Raw genomic sequence first — 26,261 nt, 5'->3', positions numbered from 1 at the left:
ACCCTGCCGAGGGGATGTTTCACGTGAAACCGATCGACCCGCGCCTGCTCCGGTACGCCCGTTCCACCCGCCTCTTCCTGGGGGCGGTGGTGGTCCTCGGGCTGGCCGGGGCGGGGCTGGTCGTCGGCCAGGCGATGCTGATCGCCGAGATCGTGGTCGGCGCCTTCGAACGGGGACTCGGGGCGGGGGCGCTCCGGACGCCACTGCTGCTGCTCGCGGCGGTGGCGCTCGGGCGGGGGCTGGTCGCCTGGCTCACCGAGCTGGCCGCGCACCGCGCCGGAGCGGCGGTCAAGTCGGAGCTCCGCGGCCGGCTGCTGGACCGGGCCGCCGACCTGGGGCCCGGCTGGCTCGCCGGACAGCGGACCGGCTCGCTGGTCTCCCTGGCCACCCGGGGCGTGGACGCGCTCGACGACTACTTCTCCCGCTACCTGCCCCAGCTGGGGCTCGCGGTGGTGGTGCCGGTGGCGGTCCTCGCCCGGATCGTCACCGAGGACTGGGTGTCGGCGGCCATCATCGTCGCCACCCTGCCGCTGATCCCGCTGTTCATGATCCTCATCGGCATGGCCACCCAGAGCCGGATGGACCGCCAATGGAGGCTGCTGTCCCGGCTGTCGGGGCACTTCCTCGACGTGGTGGCCGGGCTCCCGACGCTGAAGGTCTTCGGGCGGGCCAAGGCGCAGGCCGAGTCGATCCGGAAGATCACCGACGACTACCGCCAGGCCACGATGCGCACGCTGCGCATCGCCTTCCTCTCCTCCTTCGCCCTCGAACTCCTGGCCACCCTGTCGGTGGCGCTCGTCGCGGTGACCATCGGCATGCGGCTCGTCCACGGCGAACTGGACCTGTACACGGGCCTCGTCATCCTGATCCTCGCGCCGGAGGCCTATCTGCCGCTGCGCCAGGTCGGTGCCCAGTACCACGCGGCCGCCGAGGGACTGGCCGCCGCGGAGGAGATCTTCGCGGTCCTGGAAACCCCGGCCCCCGCACCGGCGGCCGGGGCCCCCGTGCCCGCCGGCGGGCCGGTCATCGAGCTCGACGCGGTGGAGGTCCGCCACGAGGGGCGCGGCTCCGCCTCCCCGGGGGCGGTGTCCCTCAGCGTGGGTCCCGGCGAATGCGTGGCCCTCACCGGCCCGAGCGGGGCGGGCAAGTCGACCCTCCTGAACGTGCTGCTCGGGTTCGTCACGCCGACGTCCGGGCGGGTGCGGGTCGGCGGCACGGACCTGGCCGAACTCTCCCCCGAACAGTGGCGGGAGCGGATCGCCTGGGTGCCGCAGCGGCCCCACCTGTTCGCCGGGACCATCGCCGAGAACGTCCGGCTGGCACGCCCCGGTGCCGGGGACGAGGCGGTGAAGGCGGCACTGGTCGACGCCGGTGCCTGGGAGTTCGTCTCCGCCCTGCCGCACGGGACGCGGACCACGCTCGGCGAGGGCGGCACCGGCCTGTCCGCCGGCCAGCGCCAGCGGCTGGCCCTGGCCCGGGCCTTCCTCGCGGACCGCCCGGTGCTGCTGCTGGACGAGCCGACGGCGGCACTGGACGGGGAGACCGAGGCCGCGGTCGTGGAGGCCGTACGGCGCCTCGCGGCCGGGCGGACGGTGCTCCTCGTGGTGCACCGGCCGGCGCTGCTCGCGGTGGCCGACCGGGTGGTGGCGGTGGGCGAGGGTACCCAGGACGCCACGGCTGCGGCTGCGGGTGCGGCTGCGGCACCGGGTGTGCGGGCCGGCGCGGCAGCGCGTACCGCGGCTGGGATGTCCGACCCCGGGGAGTGGATCCTCGGGGCCGCGCGGGAACGGCCCGGCGACGGGGGTGCGGACTCGGGCGGCGGTGACCCGCTGCGGCGGGTGCGGGCCGTGGCCGCCGCCTGGCAGGGCCGGTTCCGCCTCGGTCTGCTGTTGGGGGCCCTGGCCGTGGGGTGCAGCGTGGGACTGATGGCCGTGTCCGGGTGGCTGATCTCCCGGGCCTCCCAGCAGCCGCCGGTGCTGTACCTGATGGTGGCCGTCACGGCGACCCGGGCCTTCGGCCTCGGGCGGGCCGTCTTCCGCTACGCCGAGCGCCTGGTGTCGCACGACGCCGTACTGCGGATGCTCGCCGACCTGCGGGTCGCCGTGTACCGGCGGCTGGAGCGGATCGCACCCGCCGGACTGCGCGCGCAGCGGCGCGGGGACCTGCTGTCCCGGCTGGTGGCCGACGCCGATGCCCTCCAGGACTACTGGCTGCGCTGGCTGCTGCCGGTGGGTACCGCGGTGCTCGTCGGTCTGGGCTCGGTGGCGTTCACGGCATGGCTGCTGCCCGCGGCGGGCGCGGCGCTCGCGGTGGGGCTGCTCGTGGCCGGTGTCGGGGTTCCCCTGGTCAGCGGGGCCTGCGCGCGGAGTGCGGAGCGGCGGCTCGCGCCCGCCCGGGGCGAGCTCGCCACCCGGGTGGCCGACCTGCTGACGGGTACCGCCGAGCTCACCGTCGCGGGCGCCCTCGCCGACCGGAAGGCCGGGGTGCGCGCCGCCGACAGGGTGCTCACCCGGATCGCCGCGCGCGGGGCCGCGGCCGCCGGACTGGGCGGGGGGCTGTCCGCCCTGGTGTGCGGGCTCACCGTGGTGTGCGCCGCGTTCGCCGCGGCGGGCGCCGTCGCGGACGGACGGCTGTACGGAGTCGCCGTGGCGGTCGTGGTGCTGACCCCGCTCGCCGCGTTCGAGGCGGTCACCGGCCTCCCCCTGGCGGTCCAGTACCGGCAGCGGGTGCGCCGCAGCGCCGAGCGGGTGTACGAGGTCATCGACGCACCCGCGCCCGTCGCCGAACCGGCCGAGCCGGCGGAGCCGCCGTCCTCGCCGTTCCCGCTGCGGCTCACGGCACTGTCCGCCCGCCACGGCGGCCAGGAGCGGGACGCGCTGGGCGGCCTGGACCTGACGCTGGAGGCGGGCCGGCGCATCGCGGTCATCGGGCCGTCCGGCTCGGGCAAGACCACCCTGGCCCAGGTCCTGCTGCGGTTCCTCGACCCGCGCACGGGCGGCTACACCCTGGGCGGCACGGACGCGCGCACCCTGGACGGCGACGACGTGCGCCGGTTCGTGGGCCTGTGCGCCCAGGACGCCCACCTCTTCGACAGCTCGGTGCGCGAGAACCTGCGGCTCGCCCGGACCGGTGCGAGCGAGGAGCAGCTGCGGGAGGCGCTCGCCTCGGCCCGGCTGCTGGAGTGGGCCGACGGGCTCCCGGACGGGCTCGACACCCTCGTCGGCGAGCACGGGCAGCGGCTCTCGGGCGGCCAGCGGCAGCGGCTGGCGCTGGCCCGGGCCCTGCTCGCGGACTTCCCCGTCCTCGTCCTGGACGAACCGGCCGAGCACCTGGACCTGGCGACCGCGGACGCCCTGACGGCGGACCTGCTGGCGGCGACCGAGGGCCGGGCCACCGTGCTGATCACGCACCGGCTCGCCGGACTGGAAGCGGTCGACGAGGTCCTCGTACTGGACCGGGGGACGGTGGTGCAGCGGGGCGCCTACGCGGAGCTGGCGGCCGTCGACGGCCCGCTGCGGAGCCTGCTGGAGCGGGAACGCCGGGCAGGTGCGGTTCCGGCCGACTCCACGGGCTGACTTTCCCTCCTAAACGGGACTAACTAGGCTCAGGGACATGTCAGTGCAGGAGTCCCAGGAATCGCCGGAGCCCGCCCGGGAAGCACAGGACCCGATGGAGGCCGCCACCCGGGCCACCCGCAGCCTGCAGGGCCTGTCCACCGAGCTGACCGCTCGGGTGCCGCAACTGCTGGAGGCCATGCGCTCGGTCGGGACCGGTCTCGAACTGCACTCCACGCTCGACCGCATCTGCGAGACGGCCGCCGAACTCGCGGACGCCCGCTACGCGGCGATCGGTGTCGTCGACACGGACGGCCCCGGGCTTTCGGACTTCGTGACCTTCGGGCTCGGCCCCGAAGAGGCGCGGCGCATCGGCCACCGTCCGGACGGCAAGAGGGGCCTCCTCGGCGCGCTGAACTCGCATTCCGACACGGTGCGGCTCGCCGATCTGACGAAGGATCCGCGCTCGGCCGGCTTCCCCCCGCACCACCCGCCCATGAAGACCTTCCTCGGTGTTCCCATCAGGGTGCAGGGCGAGATCTTCGGCAACCTCTACCTCGCCGAGAAGAACGGCGGCGGCGAGTTCAGCGACTACGACGTCCACATGGTCCGCGTACTGGCCACGGAGGCGGGCATCGCCATCGGCAACGCCCGGCTGTACGAGGCCGCCACCCAGCGGGAGCGCTGGATTGACGGTTCGGTGGCCGTCACCACGGCCCTCCTGTCGGGCGGGGACGCGGACGACGCCCTCGCGGTGGTCGCCGAACAGGCCCGCCACCTCGCCGACTCGGCGGCCGGGATCGTGATGCTGCCGGCGGAGGAGGGCGGGATGGAGATCGTCGCCGTCTCCGCAGACGATCCGGCCACCTCGCTGGGCCTGGTGATCCCCGCCGAGAGCCCGGTCGTGGTGAAACTCCTCCAGGGCGAACCGGTGTTCGTGGAGAACGCGTCCGCCGATCCCCGCATGATCAGCAGGCTCACGAGCCGGTACGGTCCCTGCATGATGCTGCCGCTGCACAGCGGCGGGCGGGTGCTGGGAGCGCTCGTCACCCCACGGGCCCTGGGCAAGAGGCCGTTCACCGAGGCCGAGCGGACCCTGGCCACCCAGTTCGCCTCGCAGGCCGCCCTCGCGCTGATGATGGCGGAGGCGCAGCGCGACCGGGAGCGGCTCGCGGTGTTCGAGGACCGCGACCGGATCGCGCGTGATCTGCACGACCTCGTCATCCAGCGGCTGTTCGCCACCGGGATGATGCTGGAGGGCGCGCAGCGCCGCTCCATCGTTCCGGAGGTCCGCGACGGGGTGGGAAAGGCCGTGGACGAGCTGGACGTGACGATCCAGGAGATCCGCACCGCCATCTTCGCGCTCCAGCAGGGCCCGGCGGAGGCTCCGTCCGGGCTGCGCACCCGGGTCCTGCGGGAGATCAACATGGCGGCCGTCCCGCTGGGCTTCAAACCCGCCCACCGTTTCGTCGGGCCGATCGACGCTGCCGTGGGCGAGCTGGTCGGCAAGAACCTGATCGCGGCCCTGCGCGAGGCCCTGTCGAACGCCTTCCGGCACGCGGACGCGTCACGGATCGAGGTGGTGGTCGACTCCACCGTCAGCCTCGCCGACGGCCGGCCGGGAGTGCGGCTGGAGGTCGCCGACGACGGAGTGGGCATCCCGGAGGGCGGGCGGCGCAGCGGTCTGCGGAACCTGCGGCGCCGGGCCGAGTCCCTGGGGGGCTCCAGCTGGTACGGCCCGGGGATCGGCGAGGACGGCGGCGGGACCGCCCTGGTGTGGGAGGCCCCGCTCTAGGGCCTGTCAGGTGCGCGCGGCGCGTTCGGCGAGGATGCGTTCGATGACGACCGCCACCCCGTCCTCGTTGTTGGCGACGGTGCGGCCCGAGGCGGCCGCGATCACGTCCGGGTGGGCGTTGCCCATCGCGTAGGAGGTTCCGGCCCAGCGGAGCATCTCGACGTCGTTCGGCATGTCGCCGAAGGCGACCACCTCGGCCGGGGAGATGCCGCGCTCGGCGCAGCACAGCTCCAGGGTGCTGGCCTTGGACACGCCGAGCTCGCTGATCTCCAGCAGGGCGGTCGGGCTGGAGCGGGTGATGGCGGCGTAGGCGCCGGCGGCCGAGCGGGCCAGGGCGAGGAACTCGTCCGGGCTCAGTTCGGCGTGGTGCGCGAGCAGCTTCAGGACGGGTGCCGCGCTGTCGTCCGACTCCTCGCGCAGCAGCTTCTCGGCGGTGGCGACGGTGGCCCCCGGGTCCTGGAAGAAGGGCGGGTAGGCCGGCTCGTAGTTGATGCCGGCGGTCGTCTCGACTGCGAAGGAGGTGCCCGGGACGGCTGCGCGCAGGGTCTGCACGACCGTGAGCGCGGTGGCCCGCGGGAGGGACCGCACCTGGACGAACTCCCGGCCGGCGTGCAGGTCGACGACGGCGGCGCCGTTCGCGCAGATCGCCAGGCCGTGCCCGTGGACATGATCGCTGACCACGTCCATCCAGCGGGCCGGGCGGCCGGTGACGAAGAAGACCTCGATGCCGGCCTCCTCGGCGGCGGCAAGGGCGGCGACCGTGCGCAGCGAGACGGATTTGTCGTCGCGCAGCAGGGTGCCGTCGAGGTCGGTGGCGATGAGCCGGGGTGCGGGGAAAGGCCCTTCGGGGCGCTGGGGAGCCGAGGTCACCGCTCCATCTTCGCCCATGGGTTCCCACCCGTTCACCAAGATCGTACAGAGATGTTTCACGTGAAACCTGGCTCACAGCGGTATATCGGTGCGCACCGTAGGCTCGGTGACATGAGTCTTCGCCTGAGCACCGTGATCCTGCCGGTCCGACCGTGGCACGATGGCGGCCGCGACCAGTGGGAGCGGGCCGAGCGCCTCGGGTTCCACACCGCCTATACCTACGACCACCTGACCTGGCGGACCTTCCGTGACGGCCCCTGGTTCGGTGCGGTCCCCACGCTGACCGCCGCGGCGGCCGTCACCAGCCGGCTGCGCCTGGGCACACTGGTCACCTCGCCGAACTTCCGGCACCCGGTGACCCTGGCCAAGGAACTGATGTCCCTGGACGACATCTCGCGGGGGCGGATCACCCTGGGCATCGGCGCGGGCGGCAACGGCTTCGACGCGACCGCGCTGGGGCAGGAGGAGTGGAGCCCGCGGGAGCGCGCGGACCGCTTCGCGGAGTTCGTCCCGCTGCTGGACCGGCTGCTCACCGAGAGCGCGGTGACCCACCAGGGCACCTTCTACTCCGCGGGGGAGGCGCGCACCATTCCCGGGTGCGTCCAGCGCCCGCGCCTGCCGTTCGCGGTGGCCGCGACCGGCCCGCGGGGCGTGAAGCTCGCGGCGAAGTACGGCCAGGCCTGGGTGACCGCGGGTGACCCCAAGGTGTTCGAGGGCACGCCCGAGCAGTCGCTGGAGGCCCTGCGCGGGCAGGTCGGCAAGCTGGAGAAGGCTCTGGCGGAGACCGGACGGGAGTCCGGCTCCATCGAGCGGATCCTGCTGACCGGGTTCACCCCGGAGCGCGCCACGATGCTGGAGTCCGTGGACGCGTTCGTCGACTTCGCCGGCCGCCACCGGGAGCTGGGTTTCACCGAGCTGGTCGTCCACGCCCCCGTCCCGGACTCCGATTTCGCGGCCGACGAGGCCGTCTTCGAACAGATCGCCACCGAGGCGCTCGCCCAGCTGGACGCCTGAGGAACGGCCTCCCGCCGGTCCGCGGTTCCCGGGCGGCTACCGGAAGCGCAGGAACTCCGGCGGAACGGCGTCCGTCAGCCACACCCCGTTGGCGCTGAGCAGGAAGACGTGCCCGGCCGCGCGCATCGCCCCGGCGTCCACCGCCAGGACCACCGGGCGGCCCCGGCGCGCCCCGACCCGGGTCGCCGTCTCCCGGTCGGGCGACAGGTGCACGTGGTGGCGGGCCATCGGGCGCAGGCCCTCGGCGCGGATCGAGTCGAGGGCCGTGGCGACGGTGCCGTGGTAGAGGTACGCGGGCGGTTCGGCCTCCGGTAGGCCGAGGTCGACGGGCACGGTGTGGCCCTGGCTGGCCCTGATGCGGGTGCCGTCGACGGCGAACCGCTGCTTGTCGTTGGCGGCGATCATGTGGTCGAGCTCGGCGCGGCTGAAGGGGAACCCGTGCGCCGCCGCGGCGCGCAGCAGGTCCTCGATCTCCACCCAGCCCTGCGGGTCGAGCACCAGTCCGATGCGTTCCGGCTGGTGCCGCAGGTGTTTCGAGACGTATTTGGACACCTTCACGGTGCGTTTTTCGTCCATGTGCCCAGCGTGGCGCCTTGATCGGTGTTCAGACAGCCATTTTCTCCCTCTGGCAGCGGAATGCTCCCTCTATCGCCATTCCAAGATACGAAATACATTTTCCGCTGTACGGCCACTCCAAGGGAGAAACTATGACAAATAAGGCTTCACTGCTGCGGCGCACGGCTGCCGAGCTCATCGGCACCGCGAGCCTTCTCGTGGTGGTGATCGGGTCCGGCATCCAAGCCGCGTCCCTCAGCCGCGACACCGGTGTCGCCCTCGTCGCCAACTCGCTCGCGTCCGCGATCGGCCTCGGGCTGATCATCACCCTCTTCGGGCCCCTGTCCGGCGCCCACCTCAACCCCGTCGTCACCCTCACCGCCTGGTGGGCCCGCCGCTCGGGCGGCGAGGGGCTCGACGCCCGGGAGGCCTTCGCCTACGCCGCCGCCCAGACCACCGGGGCCATCGGCGGCGCCGTGCTGGCCGAGACGATGTTCGGCCGCGTCCCCGGGACCTTCTCCACCCAGGTCCGCGACGGCGGCCACCTCCTGATCGGTGAGATCGTCGCCACCGCCGGACTGGTCCTGGTCATCCAGGGGCTCGGCCGCATCGGCCGTACGAGGCTCATCCCGGCCGCGGTCGCCGCGTACATCGCCGCAGCGATCTGGTTCACCTCGTCGGGTTCCTTCGCCAACCCGGCCGGCACGATCGGCCGGGCCTTCAGCGACTCCTTCACCGGCATCGCCCCGCAGTCGCTTCCCGGCTTCGTCGCGGCGCAACTGGTCGGCGGCGCCGTCGGCCTCGCCCTGGCCACCCTCCTCTACGGGCGCGAGCGCGGCCGGACCCAGCCCGAGCGGCCCTTCGCCGGACAGCCGGACGCGCAGACCCCGCTGGCCGATATGCCCCGTCCCGGCAGCGGGTTCGAGGCGATCGTCTGACGCCTCACCCCTGTTGCCCACAGGGAGGGGGCAGTTGTCCACAGCCGTTTCGAACGGTTTCGGAGCCATCTGAGGGATTCGCCCCGGCGGTCACCTGTGGACTACCGATCGAGCATTACCGGCCGCCCCTGCTGGCCAAGTCGTTCATCGTCCGGGCCTGGAGCTCGCGCTCCGTGGCGGCCCGGACGAACTCCGCCACGTGCTCGGCGCCCACCAGTTCCTGCACCGCCCGTACCGTCCCCGCGGGCAGCGCCACCGGCGCGGGCCCCGTCGTCTGGACCGCGCCGGGGGCGCCCAGGTGGCGCTGGAGGTGCCGGGTCGCGAACAGCCGCATCGCCCGCGCCAGCTCGGCGTCGACGGTCTGCTGCGCCAGCGGCCGCAGTCGGCGCACCATCGTCGCCGCCTCCGCCGCGTCCGAGTCCGTCGGCGGCACCTGCCCCAGGTAGCGGGCGAAGACGTGCTCGGTGGTGAACTCCAGGAAGCGCGAGGCGATGTGCTCCACCTGGCCGCGCAGCTCCCGCAGATGACCGGTGATCGCCGCGAGGGGCACCCCGGCCGCGTACAGCTCGGCCGCGACCGCCAGCTCCTGCGGCGAGGGCACCAGGAACTCGTCCGGGCGGCCCGGGATGCGCTCCAGCACCCCGAGCTCGCAGGCCTCGTCCACCGCGCCGTCGTCGGGCAGGCCGCCGAACCGCGCGTTGAGGTCCTCCCGGCTGATCCGGTCGGCCTCCTCGTCGGTCCACGGCCCGTGCACCTCCGCGACCAGGCCGAGCACCCCGCCGAGCCCGCGCCCCGCGTCCCAGGCCTCCAGCAGTTCCTTGATGGAGGCCAGGGTGTAGCCGCGGTCCAGCAGGTCCGCGATCTGGCGCAGCCGCGCCAGGTGCGTGTCCCGGTACACGTTGGACCGGCCCCGCCGCTCCGGCTTCGGCAGCAGGCCGCGGTCCTGGTACGCGCGGATCGTGCGGACGGTCGCCCCGCTGTGGTGGGCCAGATCCTCGATCCGGTACTCGGCTGGCGCCTGATCGGACAATCCCGGCTCCCTACGACATGGCGGCTCGGCCGACCGCGCCCGCCGCGGTCCGGGCGGCAGGAGGCGCCGCCAGGTACTCGACCGCCGTGAGCAGCGAGCCCTCCTGCGAGGGATGGTACGACCGCCGGAAGGAGCGGGGTATGTCCGTGCCGGGCCCTGTGCGCCGCGGAACCGGACCGCCCCCGGCCGCCCCCGCCCGGCCGGCACCGACGCGGCGGTTCACAGCCGGGGCTCCAGCCTCGCGATCCGCCGCAGCGTGTTCGGCATGAACCGGGACATCCACAGGGCGCCCTTGGACTCGGGGGTCACGGGCACCACCGCCCGGTTCTTCACCACCGCGAGCAGGATCGCGTCGGCGACCTTCTCCGGCGGGAAGTTCCGCAGTCCGTACAGCCGCGAGGACCGCTCCTGACGGCGCTTCTCCTCGGCCGCGTCCACCCCCGCGAACCGCGAGGTGGCGGTGATGTTGGTGTTCACGATGCCCGGGCAGATCGCCGAGACCCCGATCGACCGGGAGGCGAGTTCCGCGCGCAGGCACTCGCTCAGCATCAGCACCGCGGCCTTGGAGGTGCTGTACGCGGGCAGGGTCCGGGAGGGGAGGTAGGCGGCGGCGGAGGCGGTGTTGACGATGTGTCCGCCCTGACCCCGCTCGGCCATCTGCCTGCCGAAGATCCGGCAGCCGTGGATGACCCCCCACAGGTTCACGTCGAGGACTTTCTTCCAGTCCTCGGAGGCCGTGTCCAGGAAGGACCCCGACAGCCCGATGCCGGCGTTGTTGACCAGCACGTCGACGATGCCGTACTCGGCGGCGACCTTCGCCGCGAGCTTCTCCATCGCCTGCTCGTCGCTGACGTCGACGCACTCCCCCCAGGCATCGGCGGCGCCGACGAGCCGGGCCATCTCGGCGGTACGGGCCGCCCCCTCCCCGTCCCGGTCCACGGCCACGACCCGGGCCCCGGCCTCGGCGAACGCGAAGGCGGTGGCCCGCCCGATGCCGCTGGCGGCGCCGGTGACCAGCACCAGCCGGCCGGCGAACCGGTCGGCGTGCTTCCCCGGGGCCCTCCGCTCGGGCGCCTTCGCCGTGGGCTCCTCCCGGGCGGTGACGAACTCGCCGATCCAGGCTGCCACCTGGTCGGGCCGGGTCCGCGGGATCCAGTGCTTCGCGGGCAGGGTGCGCCGCACCAGGTCCGGGGCCCACCGCTCCAGGTCGTCGTAGAGCCGCTCGGAGAGGAAGGCGTCCCCGGTCGGGGTGATCAGCTGCACCGGTACGTGCGCGTACGCGTCGGCGCGCGGCCGGCGCAGGCGGGGCCGGACGTTGTCGCGGTAGAGCCAGGCGCCGTGCGCCGCGTCGGAGGGCAGCGAGGACGTCGGGTAGGAGGAGCCGGCCGGGACCTCCTCCAGCCGTGCGAGGATCCTCGGCCAGCGCTTGCCCAGCGGACCGCGCCAGGCGAGCTCCGGCAGCACCGGCGTGTGCAGCATCCCCACGTACCAGGACTTCGCGCCCTGGTTCAGCAGCTGGGCGGCCCGCCGCGGGGTCGGCCGCGTCATCCGCTTCTTGATCCAGTGCCCGAAGTGGTCGAGGGAGGGGCCGGACATGGAGGTGAAGGAGGCGATCCGGCCCTCGGTACGGGCGACCGTCGCGAACTCCCAGCCCTGGACCGAACCCCAGTCGTGCCCCACCAGGTGCACGGGCCGGTCCGGGGAGACGGCGTCCGCCACGGCCAGGAAGTCGTCCGTCAGCTTCTCCAGGGTGAAGCCCCCGCGCAGCGGCACCGGAGCCGAGGACCGGCCGTGCCCGCGCACGTCGTACAGCACCACGTGGAACCGGGCCGCGAGCCGCTCGGCAACCTCGGACCAGACCTCCTTGCTGTCCGGGTAGCCGTGCACCAGCAGCACGGTGGGCCGGTCCGGCTCACCGAGCTCGACGACGCACAGCTCGATCCCGCCCGTGCTCACCCGGCGCTCGCGCGCGCCCGCCAGTGCCGTGCCGCTCATCCCGCTCATGCCGCCTTCTCCTCGGTCCAGCGCCGCACGTGCGGCAGGTCGTCGTCCAGCCAGAACGCGCTCTCCTCGGGATCCCGGGAGTCGGTGACGACCAGGATCTCCTCGAACTTCGCACCCGTGCCCCGGAAGCCCAGATGCGGCTCCACCGCCCACAGGCCGGGCTGCGGCGGGTGGTCGGAGAAGTGGTACGGGCTCCACAGCGGGGACCAGCCCTCGCGGTGGCCGTGCAGGGCGTCGGAGGCCAGCCCCTTGAGGGACTGGGTGCCGAACCCGAACGCGGTCGGGGACCAGCGGCGCTCCTTGACCCGGTCTATCTTGTGCGCGATGACCCCGAACGGGTAGGCCCGGTGCCGGTTGGCATACCCCTGGCGGGTCATCAGCCGCTCGACGTTCTCGTAGATCTCGCGCAGCGGGCGGCGCTCGCGCACCTGCTCCAGGATCAGCGCCCGGTGCGGGCGCAGGTCGGACATCAGCCGGTCCTGCACCGGGTTGAGGCCGAGGCTGCCCGAATAGCCGATGTCGGCGGCGTAGCCCCGGTACACCGGCGCCATGTCGAGGATGAACGGCATCCCCGGCTCCAGCTTCCGGTTGGTCGGGAAGAACTGGAGCGGGATCCTGAAGTTCGTGAAGGCGGTGCGGTCCCCGAACCAGGCGAAGGGCAGGTGGAACCAGTCCCGCACCCCGCGCTCGCGCAGCCACTCGCGCTGCATCCGGGCCGCCTCGCGCTCGGTCACCCCGGCGCGCAGCTGCGCCGCCACCGTCTCCGCGCACTCGTAGGCGAGGCGCTGGACCTCCCTGAAGCCGCGCAGCTCGGCGCTCAGCCGTGCCGAGCCGTGCGCGGTGCGTTCCCTGGTGCCCGTGTCCCCAGCCATGCCAGCCGTCCGTCCCTGTCAGCCGTGCCGCCGTCAAGTTGACACTGATGAATGTGACAATGACCGGAGATCACGTCAAGAGCCGTGCACGGACCTGTGGACAACCCGGTCCCGGCCCGGCCGGTGTCAGCCTCGCGTCAGGGTCCGTAGTCCTCAAGGCGGATACGCGGTCCCGCTCCAGGTCTGACGATCCGCCCCGGCCCCGGCACTAACGTCGGAGCCGTGACTGTCATCGCGACCGAAAGCCTGAGCAAGCGGTATCCCCGAGTGACCGCCCTCGACCGGCTCTCCCTGGACATCGGGCCCGGAGTGACCGGGCTCGTGGGCGCCAACGGAGCCGGCAAGTCCACGCTGATCAAGATCCTGCTCGGGCTGTCCCCGGCCACCGAGGGGCGTGCCGCCGTCCTCGGACTGGACGTCGCCACGCACGGCAGTGCCATCCGTGAGCGCGTCGGCTACATGCCCGAGCACGACGCCCTGCCGCCCGACGTCTCGGCCACCGAGTTCGTCGTCCACATGGCGCGCATGTCCGGGCTCCCGCCGACGGCCGCCCGCGAGCGGACCGCCGACACCCTGCGCCACGTCGGGCTGTACGAGGAGCGCTACCGCCCCATCGGCGGCTACTCCACCGGCATGAAGCAGCGCGTCAAGCTGGCCCAGGCGCTGGTCCACGACCCGCAGCTGGTCCTGCTCGACGAGCCGACCAACGGCCTCGACCCGGTGGGCCGCGACGAGATGCTCGGCCTGATCCGCCGCGTCCACACCGACTTCGGCATCTCCGTCCTGGTCACCTCCCACCTCCTCGGCGAGCTGGAGCGGACCTGCGACCACGTCGTGGTCATCGACGGCGGCAAGCTGCTGCGCTCCAGCTCGACCAGCGACTTCACGCAGACCACGACCACCCTGGCGGTGGAGGTCACCGACTCCGACGCGCACCCGGACGGAACGGCCGCCCTGCGCAAGGCCCTCACGGCGGCGGGCATCACCCTCCACGCGGCCGAGGAACAGGGCCTGCCCGGAGCCGGCCACATCCTCCTCGTCGAGGCGACGGGCGAGGACACGTACGACACCATCCGCGACACCGTCGCCGACCTCGGCGTCGGCCTGGTCCGCATGGAACAGCGCCGCCACCACATCGCGGAGGTCTTCCGCGAGAGCGACCAGTCCGCGCAGCGGATCCAGATCCAGCAGACGGGAGCCGGTACCGATGGCGCCTGAGACCTCGACCCAGATCCACAACATCGGCTACCGGTCCTACGACGGCCCCCGGCTCGGCCGCGCCTACGCCCGCACCTCGCTGTTCTCGCAGTCGCTGCGCGGCGCCTACGGGCTCGGCCGCTCGGCCAAGTCCAAGGTCCTGCCGATGATCCTCTTCGCGGTGATGTGCGTCCCCGCGCTGATCATCGTCGCCGTGGCCATCGCGGTGCCCGGCTCCACCGACCTGCCGATCAAGTACACGACGTACGCCGTGACCACCCAGGTGGTCATCGGGCTCTACCTCGCGTCCCAGGCGCCCCAGTCGGTCTCGCGGGACCTGCGGTTCAAGACGGTGCCGCTGTACTTCTCCCGGCCCATCGAGCGGGTCGACTACGTCCTGGCCAAGTACGCGGCGATGGCCTCGGCCCTGTTCATCCTCACCGCCACCCCGCTGCTGATCATGTGGATCGGCTCGCTGCTGGCGAAGTTCGACTTCGGTCACCAGACCAAGGGATTCGGGCAGGCACTGGTGTCGGTACTCCTGCTGTCGCTCCTCTTCGCGGGCCTCGGGCTGGTCATGGCCGCGCTCACCCCGCGCCGCGGGTTCGGCGTCGCCGCGGTCATCGCCATGCTGCTCATCCCCTACGGCGCCGTCTCCACCGTGCAGGCGGTCGCCTACGGGACCGGCAACACCGGCCCCATCGAGTGGCTGGGCCTCTTCTCCCCGATCACCCTGATCGACGGCGTGCAGACCGCCTTCCTCGGTGCGACCTCCGCCTTCCCCGGCGGTGAGGGCCCCTCGGCCGGCACCGGTGTCGTCTACCTGCTCGTCATCCTCGGCCTCATCGCCGGCTCCTACGCCGCCCTGATGGCCCGCTACCGGAAGGCCGGGCTGTGACCACCATCGACATCGACCACGCCTCTCGCTGGTTCGGGAACGTCGTCGCCGTCAACGACGTGACCATGCGCATCGGCCCCGGCGTCACCGGCCTCCTCGGCCCCAACGGCGCGGGCAAGTCCACCCTCATCAACATGATGGGCGGCTTCCTCGCCCCCTCCACGGGCACCGTGACCCTCGACGGCGCGCCGATCTGGCGCAACGAGCAGGTCTACCGGCAGATCGGCGTCGTCCCCGAACGCGAGGCCATGTACGACTTCCTCACCGGCCGGGAGTTCGTCGTCGCCAACGCCGAGCTGCACGGGCTCGACGACGCGGCGGCCCAGCGGGCGCTCGCCACCGTCGAGATGGAGTACGCCCAGGACCGAAAGATCGCCACGTACTCCAAGGGCATGCGCCAGCGCGTGAAGATGGCCTCCGCCCTCGTCCACGACCCGTCGGTGCTGCTGCTCGACGAGCCCTTCAACGGCATGGACCCGCGCCAGCGCATGCAGCTCATGGACCTGCTGCGGCGGATGGGCGACGAGGGCCGCACCGTCCTGTTCTCCTCCCACATCCTGGAGGAGGTCGAGCAGCTGGCCTCGCACATCGAGGTGGTCGTCGCCGGGCGGCACGCCGCCTCCGGCGACTTCCGCAAGATCCGCCGCCTGATGACGGACCGCCCGCACCGCTACCTGATCCGCTCCTCGGACGACCGGGCCCTCGCCGCGGCCCTGATCGCCGACCCGTCGACCGCCGGCATCGAGGTCGACCTCAAGGAAGGCGCCCTGCGCGTCCAGGCCGTCGACTTCGGGCGCTTCACCGAGCTGCTGCCCCGGGTCGCCCGCGCGCACGGCATCCGGCTGCTGACGGTCTCGCCCTCGGACGAATCCCTCGAATCCGTCTTCTCCTACCTCGTCGCGGCCTGAAAGGAGCTGGTACCCATGTACGACCCCACCGTCGCCCGGCTCACCTACCGGGCCCTCCTCGGCCGCCGGCGTGCGGCGATCCTCTTCGCACTGCCGGCCCTGCTGATCCTCATCTCCGTCGTGGTCCGCTTCTTCGCGGGAGTGGACGACAAGGTCGCCGCGGAGCTGCTCGGCGGCTTCGCACTCGCCACGATGGTCCCCCTGATCGGCGTCATCGCCGGGACCGGAGCCATCGGGCCCGAGATCGACGACGGCTCGATCGTCTACCTGCTCTCCAAGCCGGTGAAGCGCCCGACGATCATCATGACCAAGCTGATCGTCGCGATCGCCGTCACCATGGTCTTCTCCGCCGTCCCCACCCTGATCGCGGGCTTCGTCCTCAACGGCAACGGCCAGCAGATCGCCGTCGCCTACACCGTCGCCGCCCTCGTCGCCTCCATCGCCTACAGCGCGCTGTTCCTGCTTCTGGGCACCGTCAGCCGGCACGCGGTCGTCTTCGGCCTGGTCTACGCGCTGATCTGGGAGTCCCTCTTCGGCAGCCTGGTTTCCGGGGCCAAGACCCTCAGCGTCCAGCAGTGGGCCCTGGCCCTGGCCGAGAAGGTCGCCGGACAGGGGTACGTCGACTCCAGCGTGGCCCTGCCCACCGCCGTCCTCCTGCTCGTCGCGGTCACCGTCGGCGCCACCGCGTACGCCGGCCAGAAGCTCCGCCGCCTCACCCTGGCCGGCGAGGAGTAGCCCGCGTCACCGGCCGGAAACCGTGCCCCGCCCGGCCCACCGGCCAGGCGGGGCACGGCCGTAGGGGGCATCATCGGGGCATGATCGAGCACCCGGGACCCGAGCCGTCCAGGCCTCTGCGGGCCTGGATACGCTCCGCGCCCGGCACGCACATATGGCTGCTGATCGTGGCCGTGACCAGCGTCATCGTGGCGATCGCCCCCGACCGCCTCGACCACGTGCTGCTCCATCGCAACAGCAGCAACATCCACCAGCTGGTCAAGTACCCGCTGCGGGCCCTGGTGAGCAGTGCCTTCTGGATCGAGAACCCCGCCTCGCTCGCCCTCTACACCCTGCTCTTCGAGGTCTTCCACGCCACCGTCGAACGCTGGCTGGGCACCCTGCGCTGGCTGGTGATCGTCGCGACCGCCCACATCGTCGCCACCCTCGCCAGCCAGAAGGTGCTCCTCATGGCCATCCAGGACAACCGGGCGCCGCACAGCATGACGCACGTCGTGGACATCGGCGTCAGCTACGGGCTCGCGGCCTCCGTCGGCGTCCTGACCTACCGGCTCCCGCACCCCTGGAGATGGCTCTACCTGGCCGGTGCCGTGGCCTTCTTCGGGATCCCCCTGCTCACCGGCGGCAGCTTCACCGACCTCGGCCACGCCATCTCGCTGGCCGTGGGGCTGCTGGCCTGGCCGCTGACGCTCCATCCGGACCCGCACGAGGTCCATGTTTCACGTGAAACATGAGAAATTCGCTGGTAAGGGGCGTACGCCCCCGGCACAGTGGAGGTGCGGGGAGCAACAAAGAGGTCCGGAACAGCCACTTCGAGCGCGCCTGGCGGCGCGGGCTGTTCCGGACCTTCTCCATGAGCGGGTGCGGCTCAGGCGGCGCCCAGCAGGCGTTCCAGCACCACCGCGATGCCGTCCTCCTGGTTCGAGGTGGTCACCTCGTCCGCCACGGCCTTCAGATCGGCGTGGGCGTTGGCCATCGCGACGCCGTGCGCGGCCCAGCCGAACATCGGGATGTCGTTGGGCATGTCGCCGAAGGCGATCGTCTCGGCCGCCTTCACCTTCAGCCGGCGGGCGGCGAGCGAGAGACCGGTGGCCTTGCTCAGTCCCAGCGGCAGGATCTCCACTATCCCCGGGCCGGCCATCACGATGTCGACCAGGCTGCCGACGATCTCCCGGGCCACCTTGACCAGCTCGTCCTCGCCCATCCCCGGGTGCTGGATGTACAGCTTGTTGAGCGGAGCGCTCCAGACGGCCGCGGTGTCCTCCAGGTAGAGCGCCGGGAGGCCCTCCTGCACCTGGTAGCCGGGGCCGAACAGGACCTCGCCGTCCACCCCGTCCCGGCTGGCGGCCAGCGCCAGCGGGCCCACCTCGGCCTCGATCTTCGAGAGCGCCAGACCGGCCAGCTGCCGGTCGAGCGTCACCGAGGTCAGCAGCCGGTGCGCTCCCGCGTCGTAGACCTGCGCGCCCTGCCCGCACACGGCGATCCCGTCGTAGCCGAGGTCGTCCAGCACGCCCCGGGTCCAGGGCACGGCCCGGCCGGTGACGATGATGTGCGCCGCGCCCGCCGCGGTGACCGCGGCGAGCGCCTCACGGGTGCGCTCCGAGACGGTGTCGTCGTCACGCAGGAGCGTGCCGTCGAGATCCGTCGCGACGAGCTTGTACGGGAACGGGGCCGGGCTCACTTGGCGATCGGCTCCAGCACCTCGCGGCCGCCCAGGTACGGACGGAGCACCGGGGGGACCCGGACGGAGCCGTCGGCCTGCTGGTGGTTCTCCAGGATGGCCACGATGGTGCGCGGGACGGCGCACAGGGTGCCGTTCAGCGTCGACAGCGGGGCGGTCTTCTTGTCCTCGCGGTAGCGGATCTGCAGGCGACGGGCCTGGAAGCCGTCACAGTTCGAGGCGGAGGTCAGCTCGCGGTACTTGCCCTGGGTCGGGATCCACGCCTCGCAGTCGAACTTGCGGGAGGCGGAGGCGCCCAGGTCGCCGGTGGCGACGTCGATGACCTGGAACGGCAGCTCCAGGCTGGTCAGCCACTGCTTCTCCCACTCCAGGAGCCGCTTGTGCTCGGCCTCGGCGTCCTCCGGCGCGACGTAGGAGAACATCTCGACCTTGTCGAACTGGTGGACGCGGAAGATGCCGCGGGTGTCCTTGCCGTACGTGCCGGCCTCACGGCGGAAGCACGGCGAGAAGCCGGCGTACCGCAGGGGCAGCTTGTCGGCGTCGATGATCTCGTCCATGTGGTACGCCGCGAGCGGGACCTCGGAGGTGCCGACCAGGTAGTAGTCGTCCTTCTCCAGGTGGTACACGTTCTCCGCGGCCTGGCCGAGGAAGCCGGTGCCCTCCATGGCGCGCGGGCGGACCAGCGCGGGGGTGAGCATCGGGATGAAGCCGGCCTCGGTGGCCTGCGCGATCGCGGCGTTGACGAGGGCGAGCTCCAGCAGGGCGCCGACGCCCGTCAGGTAGTAGAAGCGCGATCCGGAGACCTTGGCGCCGCGCTCGACGTCGATGGCGCCCAGCGCCTCGCCGAGCTCCAGGTGGTCCCGGGGCTCGAAGCCCTCGGCGGCGAAGTCGCGGATCGTGCCGTGCGTCTCAAGGACGGTGAAGTCCTCCTCGCCGCCGACGGGGACGTCCTCGTGGACGATGTTGCCGAGCTTGAGCAGGAGCTGCTTGGCAGCCTCGTCCGCCTCGTTCTGCTCCGCCTCGGCCGCCTTGACGTCGGCCTTGAGCTGCTCGGCCTTGGCCAGCAGGACGGCCCGCTCCTCCGGAGTGGCCTTGGGGATGAGCTTGCCGAGGGACTTCTGCTCATTGCGCAGTTCGTCGAAGCGCATGCCGGAGGACCTGCGGCGCTCGTCGGCGGAGAGCAGCGCGTCGACGAGGTCGACGTCCTCTCCACGGGCGCGCTGCGAGGCGCGGACACGGTCAGGGTCTTCACGGAGCAGCCGAAGGTCAATCACCCCTCCAGGCTACCGGTCTGGGCTTCCTGGGATCACACCGATATCACGCTGCGTGTCATTATGTCCCGATTGAGGTGAATGCAAATCCCTTGCCCCAGTGGCCGGAACAGGCCCCTCGAAGAGGTTGATAAAACCGGCCCGATTCCCCGAAAAGGGGCGGGGCGGTGGCGGCCCGAGAGGGCCTGAGCAGCGCTGAGCGCTCAGCCTTGTCCACAGGAATTCCTTCCCGAGCCCCCTTATCCACAGGCTGTGAGCCGCGTCTGTGGACACCGAATTAGATCAATGGCGACCCTTGAGGGGCGGGGCCGGTTCAGGGTTCAAACCACCCTCACACACTCATTCGGGTGGGAATGGCTCGCCCCAAAGAGTTGATCGGTGATACAGGGGTGACGCCGTTCACCTGTCGCTCCCCAGCGCGAAACCTGGGCCACCCGACCGATTTGTCGACCTTGTCGGGCCGCTCTGTCGACTTGTCCCCAGGTCTCCCTCTCGGCCTGTGGATAACTCTGTGGACAAGTGGAAGAAGTGTCGACGGCCTACGCCCGGCCGTCGAGGCAGCGGGCCAGCCAGTCGGAAGCCTCTGTGAAGTCGCCATCGGAGGTGCCCGGCCGCGCCGCGCGCACCTCACTCAGCGCAACGCCCGCGCGCGGGTACGAGCCCAGGAAGCGGACCTGGGGACAGGTCCGGCGCAGCCCCATCAGAGCCTCGCTCACCCGGCGGTCGGAGATGTGCCCCTCGGCGTCCACGGCGAAGCAGTAGTTGCCGATCCCCTCGCCCGTCGGCCGGGACTGGATCAGCATCAGGTTCACGCCCCGGACGGCGAACTCCTGGAGGAGCTCCAGCAGGGCGCCGGGGTGGTCGTCGCCGAGCCACGCCACCACGGAGGTCTTGTCGGCGCCCGTGGGAGCGGCCGGGCGGGCGGGCCGGCCGACCAGGACGAACCGGGTCTCGGCGTTCTGCGCGTCGTGGATCTCGGTGACCAGCGCCTCCAGCCCGTACGTGGCGGCGGCGAACTCCCCCGCGAAGGCGGCGTCGAACCGGCCCTCCTGGACCAGCCGCGCGCCGTCCGCGTTGGAGGCGGCCGACTCCCACACCGCGTCGGGCAGGTGCGTGCGCAGCCAGTTGCGCACCTGCGGCTGGGCGACCGGGTGCCCGGTGACGGTCTTGACGTCCGACAGCTCGGTCCCGGGCCGCACCAGCAGCGCGAACGCGATGGGTAGCAGCACCTCGCGGTAGATCATCAGCGGCTCGCCGGAGGCCAGCTCGTCGAGAGTGGCGGTGACGCCGCCCTCCACCGAGTTCTCGATCGGTACCAGTGCGGCCGCCGCCTCGCCGTTGCGCACGGCGTCCAGGGCGGCCGGGACCGACACCATCGGGACGAGCTCCCGGGTGGCGGCTTCCGGCAGGGTGCGGAGGGCCGCCTCGGTGAACGTGCCCTCGGGACCGAGATAGGTGAAGCGCGTGGCCGACATGCGGTCAGCCTAATGCCGGGCGGGGCGCCGCCGTGGGGCCGTTCACCCTTCGAGCAGCCGCTGCCCCACGTACTCGCCGGCGCGTGGGCCGGGCGGGACGGCGTACAGGCCGCTCGACTCGTGCCGGATGAACGCCGACAGCGCGTCACCACGGTCGAGCTTGCGCTGGACCGGGACGAACCCGCGCAGCGGATCGGCCTGCCAGCAGATGAAGAGCAGACCGGCGTCGGGTGTGCCGTCGGGCGCGATCCCGTCGTGGAAGGAGAAGGGCCGCCGGAGCATGGCGGCGCCGCCGTTCTGCGCGGGCGCGGAGATCCGCGCGTGCGCGTTGGACGGGATCACCGGCTTGCCGTCGGGGCCGAGCTTGTCCAGCGCCAGCGGCGTGGTCTCGCCACCGCCGGTCAGGGGGGCGCCGTCGGCCTTCGTCCGGCCGATGACCTGCTCCTGCTGGGCCAGGGACTGCTTGTCCCAGTCGTCCAGCAGCATCCGGATCCGGCGGACGACCGCGTACGAGCCCCCGGCCATCCAGGCGTGCTCCGCGGGCCCGGGGCCCGCGGCCGGTACGAAGATCCGCTTGTCGAAGTCGGGATCCGCGGGCTTGGGGTTCCCGGTGCCGTCGATCTGGCCCATGAGGTTGCGGGCGGTCATCGGGGAGGCGGTGGCGCCGGGGGTGCGGTTGAAGCCGTTCATCTGCCAGCGCACCCGCGCGGCCTCCCCGGCGTCCTTCTGGAGCGCGCGCAGGGCGTGGAACGCGACGAGGCCGTCGTTCGAGCCGATCTGCACCCACAGGTCGCCGTTGCTGCGCTGGGCGTCGAGCCGGTCCGAGGAGAAGTCGGGCAGCGGGTCCAGGGCCGTCGGGCGGCGGGCGGTGAGGCCCGTGCGCTCGAAGAAGGAGTGGCCGAAGCCGAACGTGACGGTGAGGGACGAGGGCCCCGCGTCGAGGGCGACGCCGCTGTCCGCCGTCGGGGCGGTCTGCCCGGCCATGAGCCGTCGTGCGGTGTCGGACCAGCGGCGCATCAGCGCCGCCGCCTCCGTGCGCCCGGCGCCCGGCGTCAGGTCGAAGGCGAGGACGTGGCCCTTGGCCTGGAGCGGGGTGGTGATGCCCGCCTGGTGGTCTCCTTCGAAGGCGACCGCGGTGGCGCCCAGGGAGGAGAGGGAACCGGCCGCGCCGGGGGCGCCGGCCGGGGCGTCGGTGACCGCCGAGTGCACGAGGGCTCCCCCGGTGGCGCCGAGCGCGAGCCCGACGGCGCCGGCGGCGCCGACTGTGCCCAGCAGGCGGCGCCGGGAGATCTCGATGTCGGGGGTGATCGCGGTGGTGCTGTCGGTCACGCTGTTCAGCCGATCTTCACGTTCTTCTGGACGGTCGTCTGGTCGATGTCGGAGGTGCGGACGGTCACGTCGATGCGCCACTCGCCCGGGAGGGGCAGCTGGACGCCGGACGCCGTCCAGTGTCCGGGCGCGGCCCGGTCCGGGGCCACCGGCAGCGGGCCGATCTCCTTGGCCGGGAGGGTGAAGGAGATCTTCACCTCGGGCAGGTCGGCGGGGCTGCCGTCGGCGCCGTCCGCCCACAGGTGCAGGGTGTTGGCACCGACCCGGCCCGGGTCGAGCTCCAGCCGCACGGTGCCCTTCCCGTTCTGGCCGCCGGTGTCGTACGGCAGGGAGATCTTGATCGGCCGGTTGGGCACGGCGGTGGCGGCCGGGCCCCGGCCGGCCTCCTGCTCCACGGCCCGGCCCGGCTCGGTGCTGGTCAGGACCGTGGTGACGGCCAGCAGGACGACGGCCACCGCGGCTTCGGCGAGAACGGAGCGGCGCAGGCCCGAGCGGCCCGGGTCGGCGTCGCGCACCTGGTTCTCCAGGGCCTTCTCGCGGGCCGCGCGCTGCCGGGCGAGCTGCGCGGCACGCTTCGGGTCGGCCGGCTCTGCCGACTTGGCGGCTCCGGCGGGCTGGGCGGCGGCGTCCCCGCCCGACGTTTCACGTGAAACATCGTCTCCCGCGAGCACCGCCGCGGGCTCGACGGCCCGTTCCTCTACCGCGAGGTCGGCGAGGCGGGCGGTCCACTTGCGGGAGAGAGAGGCGATGGCGACGAGGACGGCCACCAGGGCCACCTTGATCAACAGCAGTCGGCCGTAACTGGTGCCGGTGAGCGCCGACCAGCTGCCGAGCTGCCGCCAGGACTGGTAGACGCCGGTGACGGCGAGGACCAGGACGCTGATGAAGGCGACCCGGGAGAAACGCCGGACCGCCGCCCGCTCGATGTCCGGCACCTTGCGCAGGGCGACGAGCAGGGCGACGAGCCCGCCGAGCCAGGCGGCCACGGCCAGCAGGTGCAGGATGTCGACCGGCATCGCGATGCCGGGCTGGATACCGGTGGACGCGTGCTCGGCGAGCGCCCAGGTGGCGGCGATGCCGGCGGCCACGACCGTGCCGCCGATGCCGAGCCCGAAGGCCAGGTCGCTCGTGTCCTTGGTCTCCTCGGCGCTCTGCGCGTCGGCGTCTTTCTGGCGGCGCGCGTAGGCGCCGAAGAGCACGGCGATGAACAGCGCGGCCGCGCCGAGCAGCAGCAGCCGGGACACGAAGGAGGCGCCGGTCTTGGTCTCCAGGACGGCCTGGAGCCCGTCGAGGTCGAAGGCGTCCGCGAACTTGCCCGACCCGGTATACGGGGTGCGGAGCACCAGCATCGCCAGCGTGGCGGCGGTGAGCGTGACCCAGCCGCGCACCACCAGCTTCTGCAGCGAGCGCTCGGCGGAACCCCGGCGCCAGCACAGCAGGATGAAGGCGGAGCCGCCCACGAGGACGGTGAACCCGGCGTAGGCGGCGTAGCGGGCGATGCCGTACGCGATGCCGACGGGGCCGCCGCCCACCGCCTGGGAGGGCAGGGTGACGGCGGTGGCCGAGGGGGCGCCGATGGAGAAGGTGAAGGCGCCGGAGACCGGGTGACTGTCGGCGGAGACGGCCTGCCAGGCGACGGTGTAGGTGCCGTCGGGCAGCCCCGAGTGCAGGGCGGTCCCGTAGCGGATGACCGATCCGCTGCACATGTTCCGCAGCTCGCCGGTGTCGACGCGCTTGCCCTGCGGGTCCATGACGCGGATCGAGTCGTCACCCATGGCGACCTCCTCCGAGAAGGAGAGGGTCACCTGGGCGGGCGCCGTGGCGACCACCGCCCCGTCCTTGGGGTCGCTCGCGGTGAGTGCGGCATGCGCCGTGGCCGGGGCGGCCGCGGTGAACAGGGCTGCCAGCAGGGCTGCGAGAACCAGCGCCAGCCGCGGCAGCGATGCCGTGGCGCGGACGCGGAAAGGAGAGGGAGCGGGGGCGGTGGCCGTCATGGCGTGTCAGTTCCTCGGTCCGTCAGTGGGCGGTGGAGTTCTGGGGGTTGTACGTCCGTTCCTTGACGTCCAGCTCGACCTTGACCGGCTCGGCCTTCTCGAAACGCAGCTCGACGGTGACCTTGTCGCCGACGTTCGGCTTGTTCTTGAGGCCCATGAACATGATGTGGCTGCCGCCGCGCTCCAGGTTCAGCTCGCCGCCCGCGGGCACGTCCATGGACTGCACCTGCTGCATCTTCTGGTCCTTGGTCTCGTGGACCTGGAGGTCGTCCGAGAGCGGGCTGGTGACCCCGAGCAGCTTGTCGGCGGTCTTCGAGTCGTTCTTGATGACCATGAAGGCGCCGGCCATCTTGTCGTTGACCGGCTCGGGCATGTAGGCCCCGCTGACCGTCATCTTCGGCTTGGCCGACTCCTCGGCCTTCACACCCGCGCCCGCCTTCGACGAGTCCGAGCCGGAGGAGGAGGGAGAGGAGGAAGAGGAGGAGCAGCCGGATATGGCGAGCGCGGCCGTCAGGGAGAGGGCGGCGGCGAGGGTGCGGGTGGTGCGGGTGTTCACGGGTTCTGTCCCTTGATGAGCTTCGGCAGGTCCTTGGTGTAGTCCTCGACGGTCGTGCCCTCGCCGTAGAGGACGTAGCCCTCGTCGGTCTTGGGCGAGAACGCGATGACCTGGGCCCCGTGCATGGAGACGATGCTGCCGTCGGGCTCCTTCTTGGGGGCCTCGATCCCGATGCCGAGGGAACGGGCGGCGGCCTGGATGGTGCCGAAGTCACCGGTCAGCCCGGTGAACGCCGGGTCCTGCGCCCTGAGCCACGCACCGAGGGACTCCGGGGTGTCCCGTTCGGGGTCGGTGGTGACGAAGACGACCTGGAGCTTGTCCTGGTCCTCCTTGGGGAGCGCCTTCTTGGCGACGGCGATGTTGCTCATCGTCAGGGGGCACACGTCGGGGCAGTTGGTGTAGCCGAAGTAGATCAGCGTCGGCCGGCCCTTGGTCTGCTCGCGCAGGTTCCACGCCTTGCCGGTCGTGTCCGTGAGGACGAGCTCCGGCTTGTCGAAGGGGCGGTCGAGGACGGTCGCGGCTCCGGTCTTCTTCTCGCCGGTGATCTGCGTGACCGACCCGTTGTTCTTGGCCGGCTCACCGCCGCAGGCGGTGAGGGTGAGTGCGGCCGCCACCGCGAGGGCGGCGACCGTCACACGTGTGGTGCGCATATGGGGGTGTCCCTGGGATCGGGGAGGGTGCGGATGTGTGGCAAGGGCCCGGGCGGGCCGGTGCACGGGCCCTGCGCGGGCCCGTGGACGACGGACCCGCGGGCCCGGTGGATCAGGCGGAGCGGCGGCGCGAGGCGATGCCGAAGGCCACCCCGCCGAGGCCGAGGACGATGCCGGCGATGCCGAGGGCGCGCGCGGTCGTGTCGGAGCCGCTCGGGGCGGAGGCCTCGTCGTGCTTTTCGTCCTTGGCGGCGTTCTTGGCGTCGGCCGGCTTGGCGGCGTCGTGGTCGTCGGCCCCGGCGGCGGCCGTCAGCTTCAGCGTGGGCGCGGGGTTCTGCGGCTCGGCGGCGCCCTCCTTGGACTCCTCGATCCAGCGGACGACCTCGTTGTTGTCGTACGTCTGGATGGCCTTGAAGACCATCTTGTCGGCGTTGTCGGGGAGCTTGCCGACGGAGACCGGGAACTGCTGGAACTTGCCGGGCTCGATCTTGCCGCCGGTCCAGGTCACCTTGGTGACGACCTCGTTGACCTGCTTGCCGTGCACGCTGAGCGGCTTGTCGAGCTTGGTCTTCTCGACGGTGGACGTCCAGCCGGGGATGTCCTGCGGCATGACGGAGGTCAGCGGCTGGTCGACCGGGAAGTTGACCTCCAGCTGGGTGGTCGAGGCGTTGTCGCGCTCGTTCGGGACCTTGAAGTTGATCGTCGCGTAGCCGCCCTTGGGGGCGTCGCCGGGCTGCACGCTGACGTGCGCGAAGGCGGTACCGGAGAGGGCGAGGACGGCGCCGGCGGCGAGGGCGGCGGCGAAGGAGACGCGAGAGGTCTTCATGGCAGAAACACTCCACAGAGCAGGGGTGAACGGTGGGTCCGCACGCGGCACGGGCGCGCGGAGGTCACGGCACCGGTGCTCCGGCCGGGTGTCCCGGGGAGTGGAGGTG

At 72.2% G+C, this 26,261-nt stretch carries 22 protein-coding genes; 9 read left to right on the top strand and 13 right to left on the bottom strand.

What is annotated here, in order from left to right; all coding sequences use genetic code 11:
* Positions 1-23: 23 nt before the first annotated feature.
* A complete protein-coding gene (gene cydD / locus ACZ5NJ_RS14205) occupies positions 24-3,575 on the top strand; it encodes a thiol reductant ABC exporter subunit CydD (protein WP_468765116.1) in 3,552 nt (1,183 codons plus the stop codon).
* A 37-nt stretch (positions 3,576-3,612) separates the two neighbouring features.
* A complete protein-coding gene (locus ACZ5NJ_RS14200; RefSeq protein ID WP_468765115.1) occupies positions 3,613-5,349 on the top strand; it encodes a sensor histidine kinase in 1,737 nt (578 codons plus the stop codon).
* Positions 5,350-5,355: 6 nt separating this feature from the next.
* Here the strand turns inward: ACZ5NJ_RS14200 and ACZ5NJ_RS14195 are convergent, their stop codons facing one another.
* Complete coding sequence (locus ACZ5NJ_RS14195; RefSeq protein ID WP_468765113.1) at positions 5,356-6,237, bottom strand: Cof-type HAD-IIB family hydrolase; 882 nt, start codon at positions 6,235-6,237, stop codon at positions 5,356-5,358.
* Between the two features lie 93 nt (positions 6,238-6,330).
* Between ACZ5NJ_RS14195 and ACZ5NJ_RS14190 the strand changes: the two genes are divergently transcribed.
* Positions 6,331-7,233 carry an LLM class flavin-dependent oxidoreductase gene (locus ACZ5NJ_RS14190; protein WP_468765112.1) on the top strand — a complete coding sequence of 301 codons (903 nt, stop codon included), beginning with the start codon at positions 6,331-6,333 and terminating at the stop codon, positions 7,231-7,233.
* A 36-nt stretch (positions 7,234-7,269) separates the two neighbouring features.
* On the opposite strand, the gene ACZ5NJ_RS14185 is transcribed toward ACZ5NJ_RS14190, so the two are convergent.
* Positions 7,270-7,809: an RNA 2'-phosphotransferase gene (locus ACZ5NJ_RS14185; RefSeq protein WP_468765111.1), complete on the bottom strand. Its 540-nt coding sequence runs from the start codon at positions 7,807-7,809 to the stop codon at positions 7,270-7,272.
* 131 nt (positions 7,810-7,940) lie between these two features.
* Here ACZ5NJ_RS14185 and ACZ5NJ_RS14180 point away from each other — a divergent pair, with 131 nt between their 5' ends.
* A complete protein-coding gene (locus ACZ5NJ_RS14180) occupies positions 7,941-8,726 on the top strand; it encodes an aquaporin (RefSeq protein ID WP_468765110.1) in 786 nt (261 codons plus the stop codon).
* A 115-nt stretch (positions 8,727-8,841) separates the two neighbouring features.
* Here ACZ5NJ_RS14180 and ACZ5NJ_RS14175 read toward each other — a convergent pair whose 3' ends face one another.
* The 3 genes from ACZ5NJ_RS14175 to ACZ5NJ_RS14165 all read right to left on the bottom strand — a co-directional run bounded on the left by ACZ5NJ_RS14175 (position 8,842) and on the right by ACZ5NJ_RS14165 (position 12,632).
* Positions 8,842-9,756, bottom strand: a complete 915-nt coding sequence (locus ACZ5NJ_RS14175) for a MerR family transcriptional regulator (RefSeq protein WP_468765109.1) — start codon at positions 9,754-9,756, stop codon at positions 8,842-8,844.
* Positions 9,757-9,975: 219 nt separating this feature from the next.
* Positions 9,976-11,751, bottom strand: a complete 1,776-nt coding sequence (locus ACZ5NJ_RS14170) for an SDR family oxidoreductase (protein ID WP_468765250.1) — start codon at positions 11,749-11,751, stop codon at positions 9,976-9,978.
* Between the two features lie 5 nt (positions 11,752-11,756).
* Positions 11,757-12,632 carry a M24 family metallopeptidase gene (locus tag ACZ5NJ_RS14165; protein ID WP_468765108.1) on the bottom strand — a complete coding sequence of 292 codons (876 nt, stop codon included), beginning with the start codon at positions 12,630-12,632 and terminating at the stop codon, positions 11,757-11,759.
* A gap of 222 nt (positions 12,633-12,854) precedes the next feature.
* On the opposite strand from ACZ5NJ_RS14165, the gene ACZ5NJ_RS14160 reads away from it, so the two are divergent.
* From ACZ5NJ_RS14160 to ACZ5NJ_RS14140, 5 genes are all read left to right on the top strand, one after another.
* Positions 12,855-13,850 (top strand): ABC transporter ATP-binding protein, encoded by a 996-nt coding sequence (locus ACZ5NJ_RS14160; RefSeq protein ID WP_468765107.1) that lies wholly within the window; start codon positions 12,855-12,857, stop codon positions 13,848-13,850.
* Positions 13,840-14,727, top strand: coding sequence for an ABC transporter permease subunit (locus ACZ5NJ_RS14155; RefSeq protein WP_468765106.1), 888 nt, complete (start codon positions 13,840-13,842; stop codon positions 14,725-14,727). The genes ACZ5NJ_RS14160 and ACZ5NJ_RS14155 overlap by 11 nt, the downstream gene beginning before the upstream one ends.
* Entirely contained in the window at positions 14,724-15,635 is a 912-nt protein-coding gene (locus ACZ5NJ_RS14150) for an ABC transporter ATP-binding protein (RefSeq protein WP_468765105.1), read from the top strand. Before ACZ5NJ_RS14155 ends, ACZ5NJ_RS14150 begins: the two co-directional genes overlap by 4 nt.
* 15 nt (positions 15,636-15,650) lie before the next feature.
* A complete protein-coding gene (locus ACZ5NJ_RS14145) occupies positions 15,651-16,370 on the top strand; it encodes an ABC transporter permease (protein ID WP_468765104.1) in 720 nt (239 codons plus the stop codon).
* A gap of 80 nt (positions 16,371-16,450) precedes the next feature.
* Positions 16,451-17,104 (top strand): rhomboid-like protein, encoded by a 654-nt coding sequence (locus tag ACZ5NJ_RS14140; protein ID WP_468765103.1) that lies wholly within the window; start codon positions 16,451-16,453, stop codon positions 17,102-17,104.
* A gap of 134 nt (positions 17,105-17,238) precedes the next feature.
* Here ACZ5NJ_RS14140 and ACZ5NJ_RS14135 read toward each other — a convergent pair whose 3' ends face one another.
* The 8 genes from ACZ5NJ_RS14135 to ACZ5NJ_RS14100 form a co-directional block, all read right to left on the bottom strand.
* On the bottom strand, positions 17,239-18,051 hold the full coding sequence (locus tag ACZ5NJ_RS14135) for an HAD family hydrolase (RefSeq protein WP_468765102.1): 813 nt from the start codon (positions 18,049-18,051) through the stop codon (positions 17,239-17,241).
* Positions 18,048-19,325: a serine--tRNA ligase gene (serS, locus tag ACZ5NJ_RS14130; RefSeq protein WP_468765101.1), complete on the bottom strand. Its 1,278-nt coding sequence runs from the start codon at positions 19,323-19,325 to the stop codon at positions 18,048-18,050. Before serS ends, ACZ5NJ_RS14135 begins: the two co-directional genes overlap by 4 nt.
* A 536-nt stretch (positions 19,326-19,861) precedes the next feature.
* A complete protein-coding gene (gene pheA / locus ACZ5NJ_RS14125) occupies positions 19,862-20,797 on the bottom strand; it encodes a prephenate dehydratase (protein WP_468765099.1) in 936 nt (311 codons plus the stop codon).
* 42 nt (positions 20,798-20,839) lie between these two features.
* Complete coding sequence (efeB, locus tag ACZ5NJ_RS14120) at positions 20,840-22,126, bottom strand: iron uptake transporter deferrochelatase/peroxidase subunit (protein ID WP_468765098.1); 1,287 nt, start codon at positions 22,124-22,126, stop codon at positions 20,840-20,842.
* Between the two features lie 5 nt (positions 22,127-22,131).
* Positions 22,132-24,120, bottom strand: coding sequence for a copper resistance CopC/CopD family protein (locus ACZ5NJ_RS14115; protein WP_468765097.1), 1,989 nt, complete (start codon positions 24,118-24,120; stop codon positions 22,132-22,134).
* 22 nt (positions 24,121-24,142) lie between these two features.
* Positions 24,143-24,676, bottom strand: coding sequence for a copper chaperone PCu(A)C (locus ACZ5NJ_RS14110; RefSeq protein ID WP_468765096.1), 534 nt, complete (start codon positions 24,674-24,676; stop codon positions 24,143-24,145).
* Positions 24,673-25,326 carry an SCO family protein gene (locus ACZ5NJ_RS14105; protein ID WP_468765094.1) on the bottom strand — a complete coding sequence of 218 codons (654 nt, stop codon included), beginning with the start codon at positions 25,324-25,326 and terminating at the stop codon, positions 24,673-24,675. The genes ACZ5NJ_RS14110 and ACZ5NJ_RS14105 overlap by 4 nt, the downstream gene beginning before the upstream one ends.
* A 112-nt stretch (positions 25,327-25,438) precedes the next feature.
* A complete protein-coding gene (locus tag ACZ5NJ_RS14100) occupies positions 25,439-26,152 on the bottom strand; it encodes a YcnI family copper-binding membrane protein (RefSeq protein WP_468765092.1) in 714 nt (237 codons plus the stop codon).
* Positions 26,153-26,261: the final 109 nt, after the last annotated feature.

Source organism: Streptomyces sp. NPDC032091 (assembly GCF_055580265.1).
The sequence above is the reverse complement of the archived record's forward strand: the minus strand, read 5'-3'. Positions and strand labels throughout refer to the sequence as shown.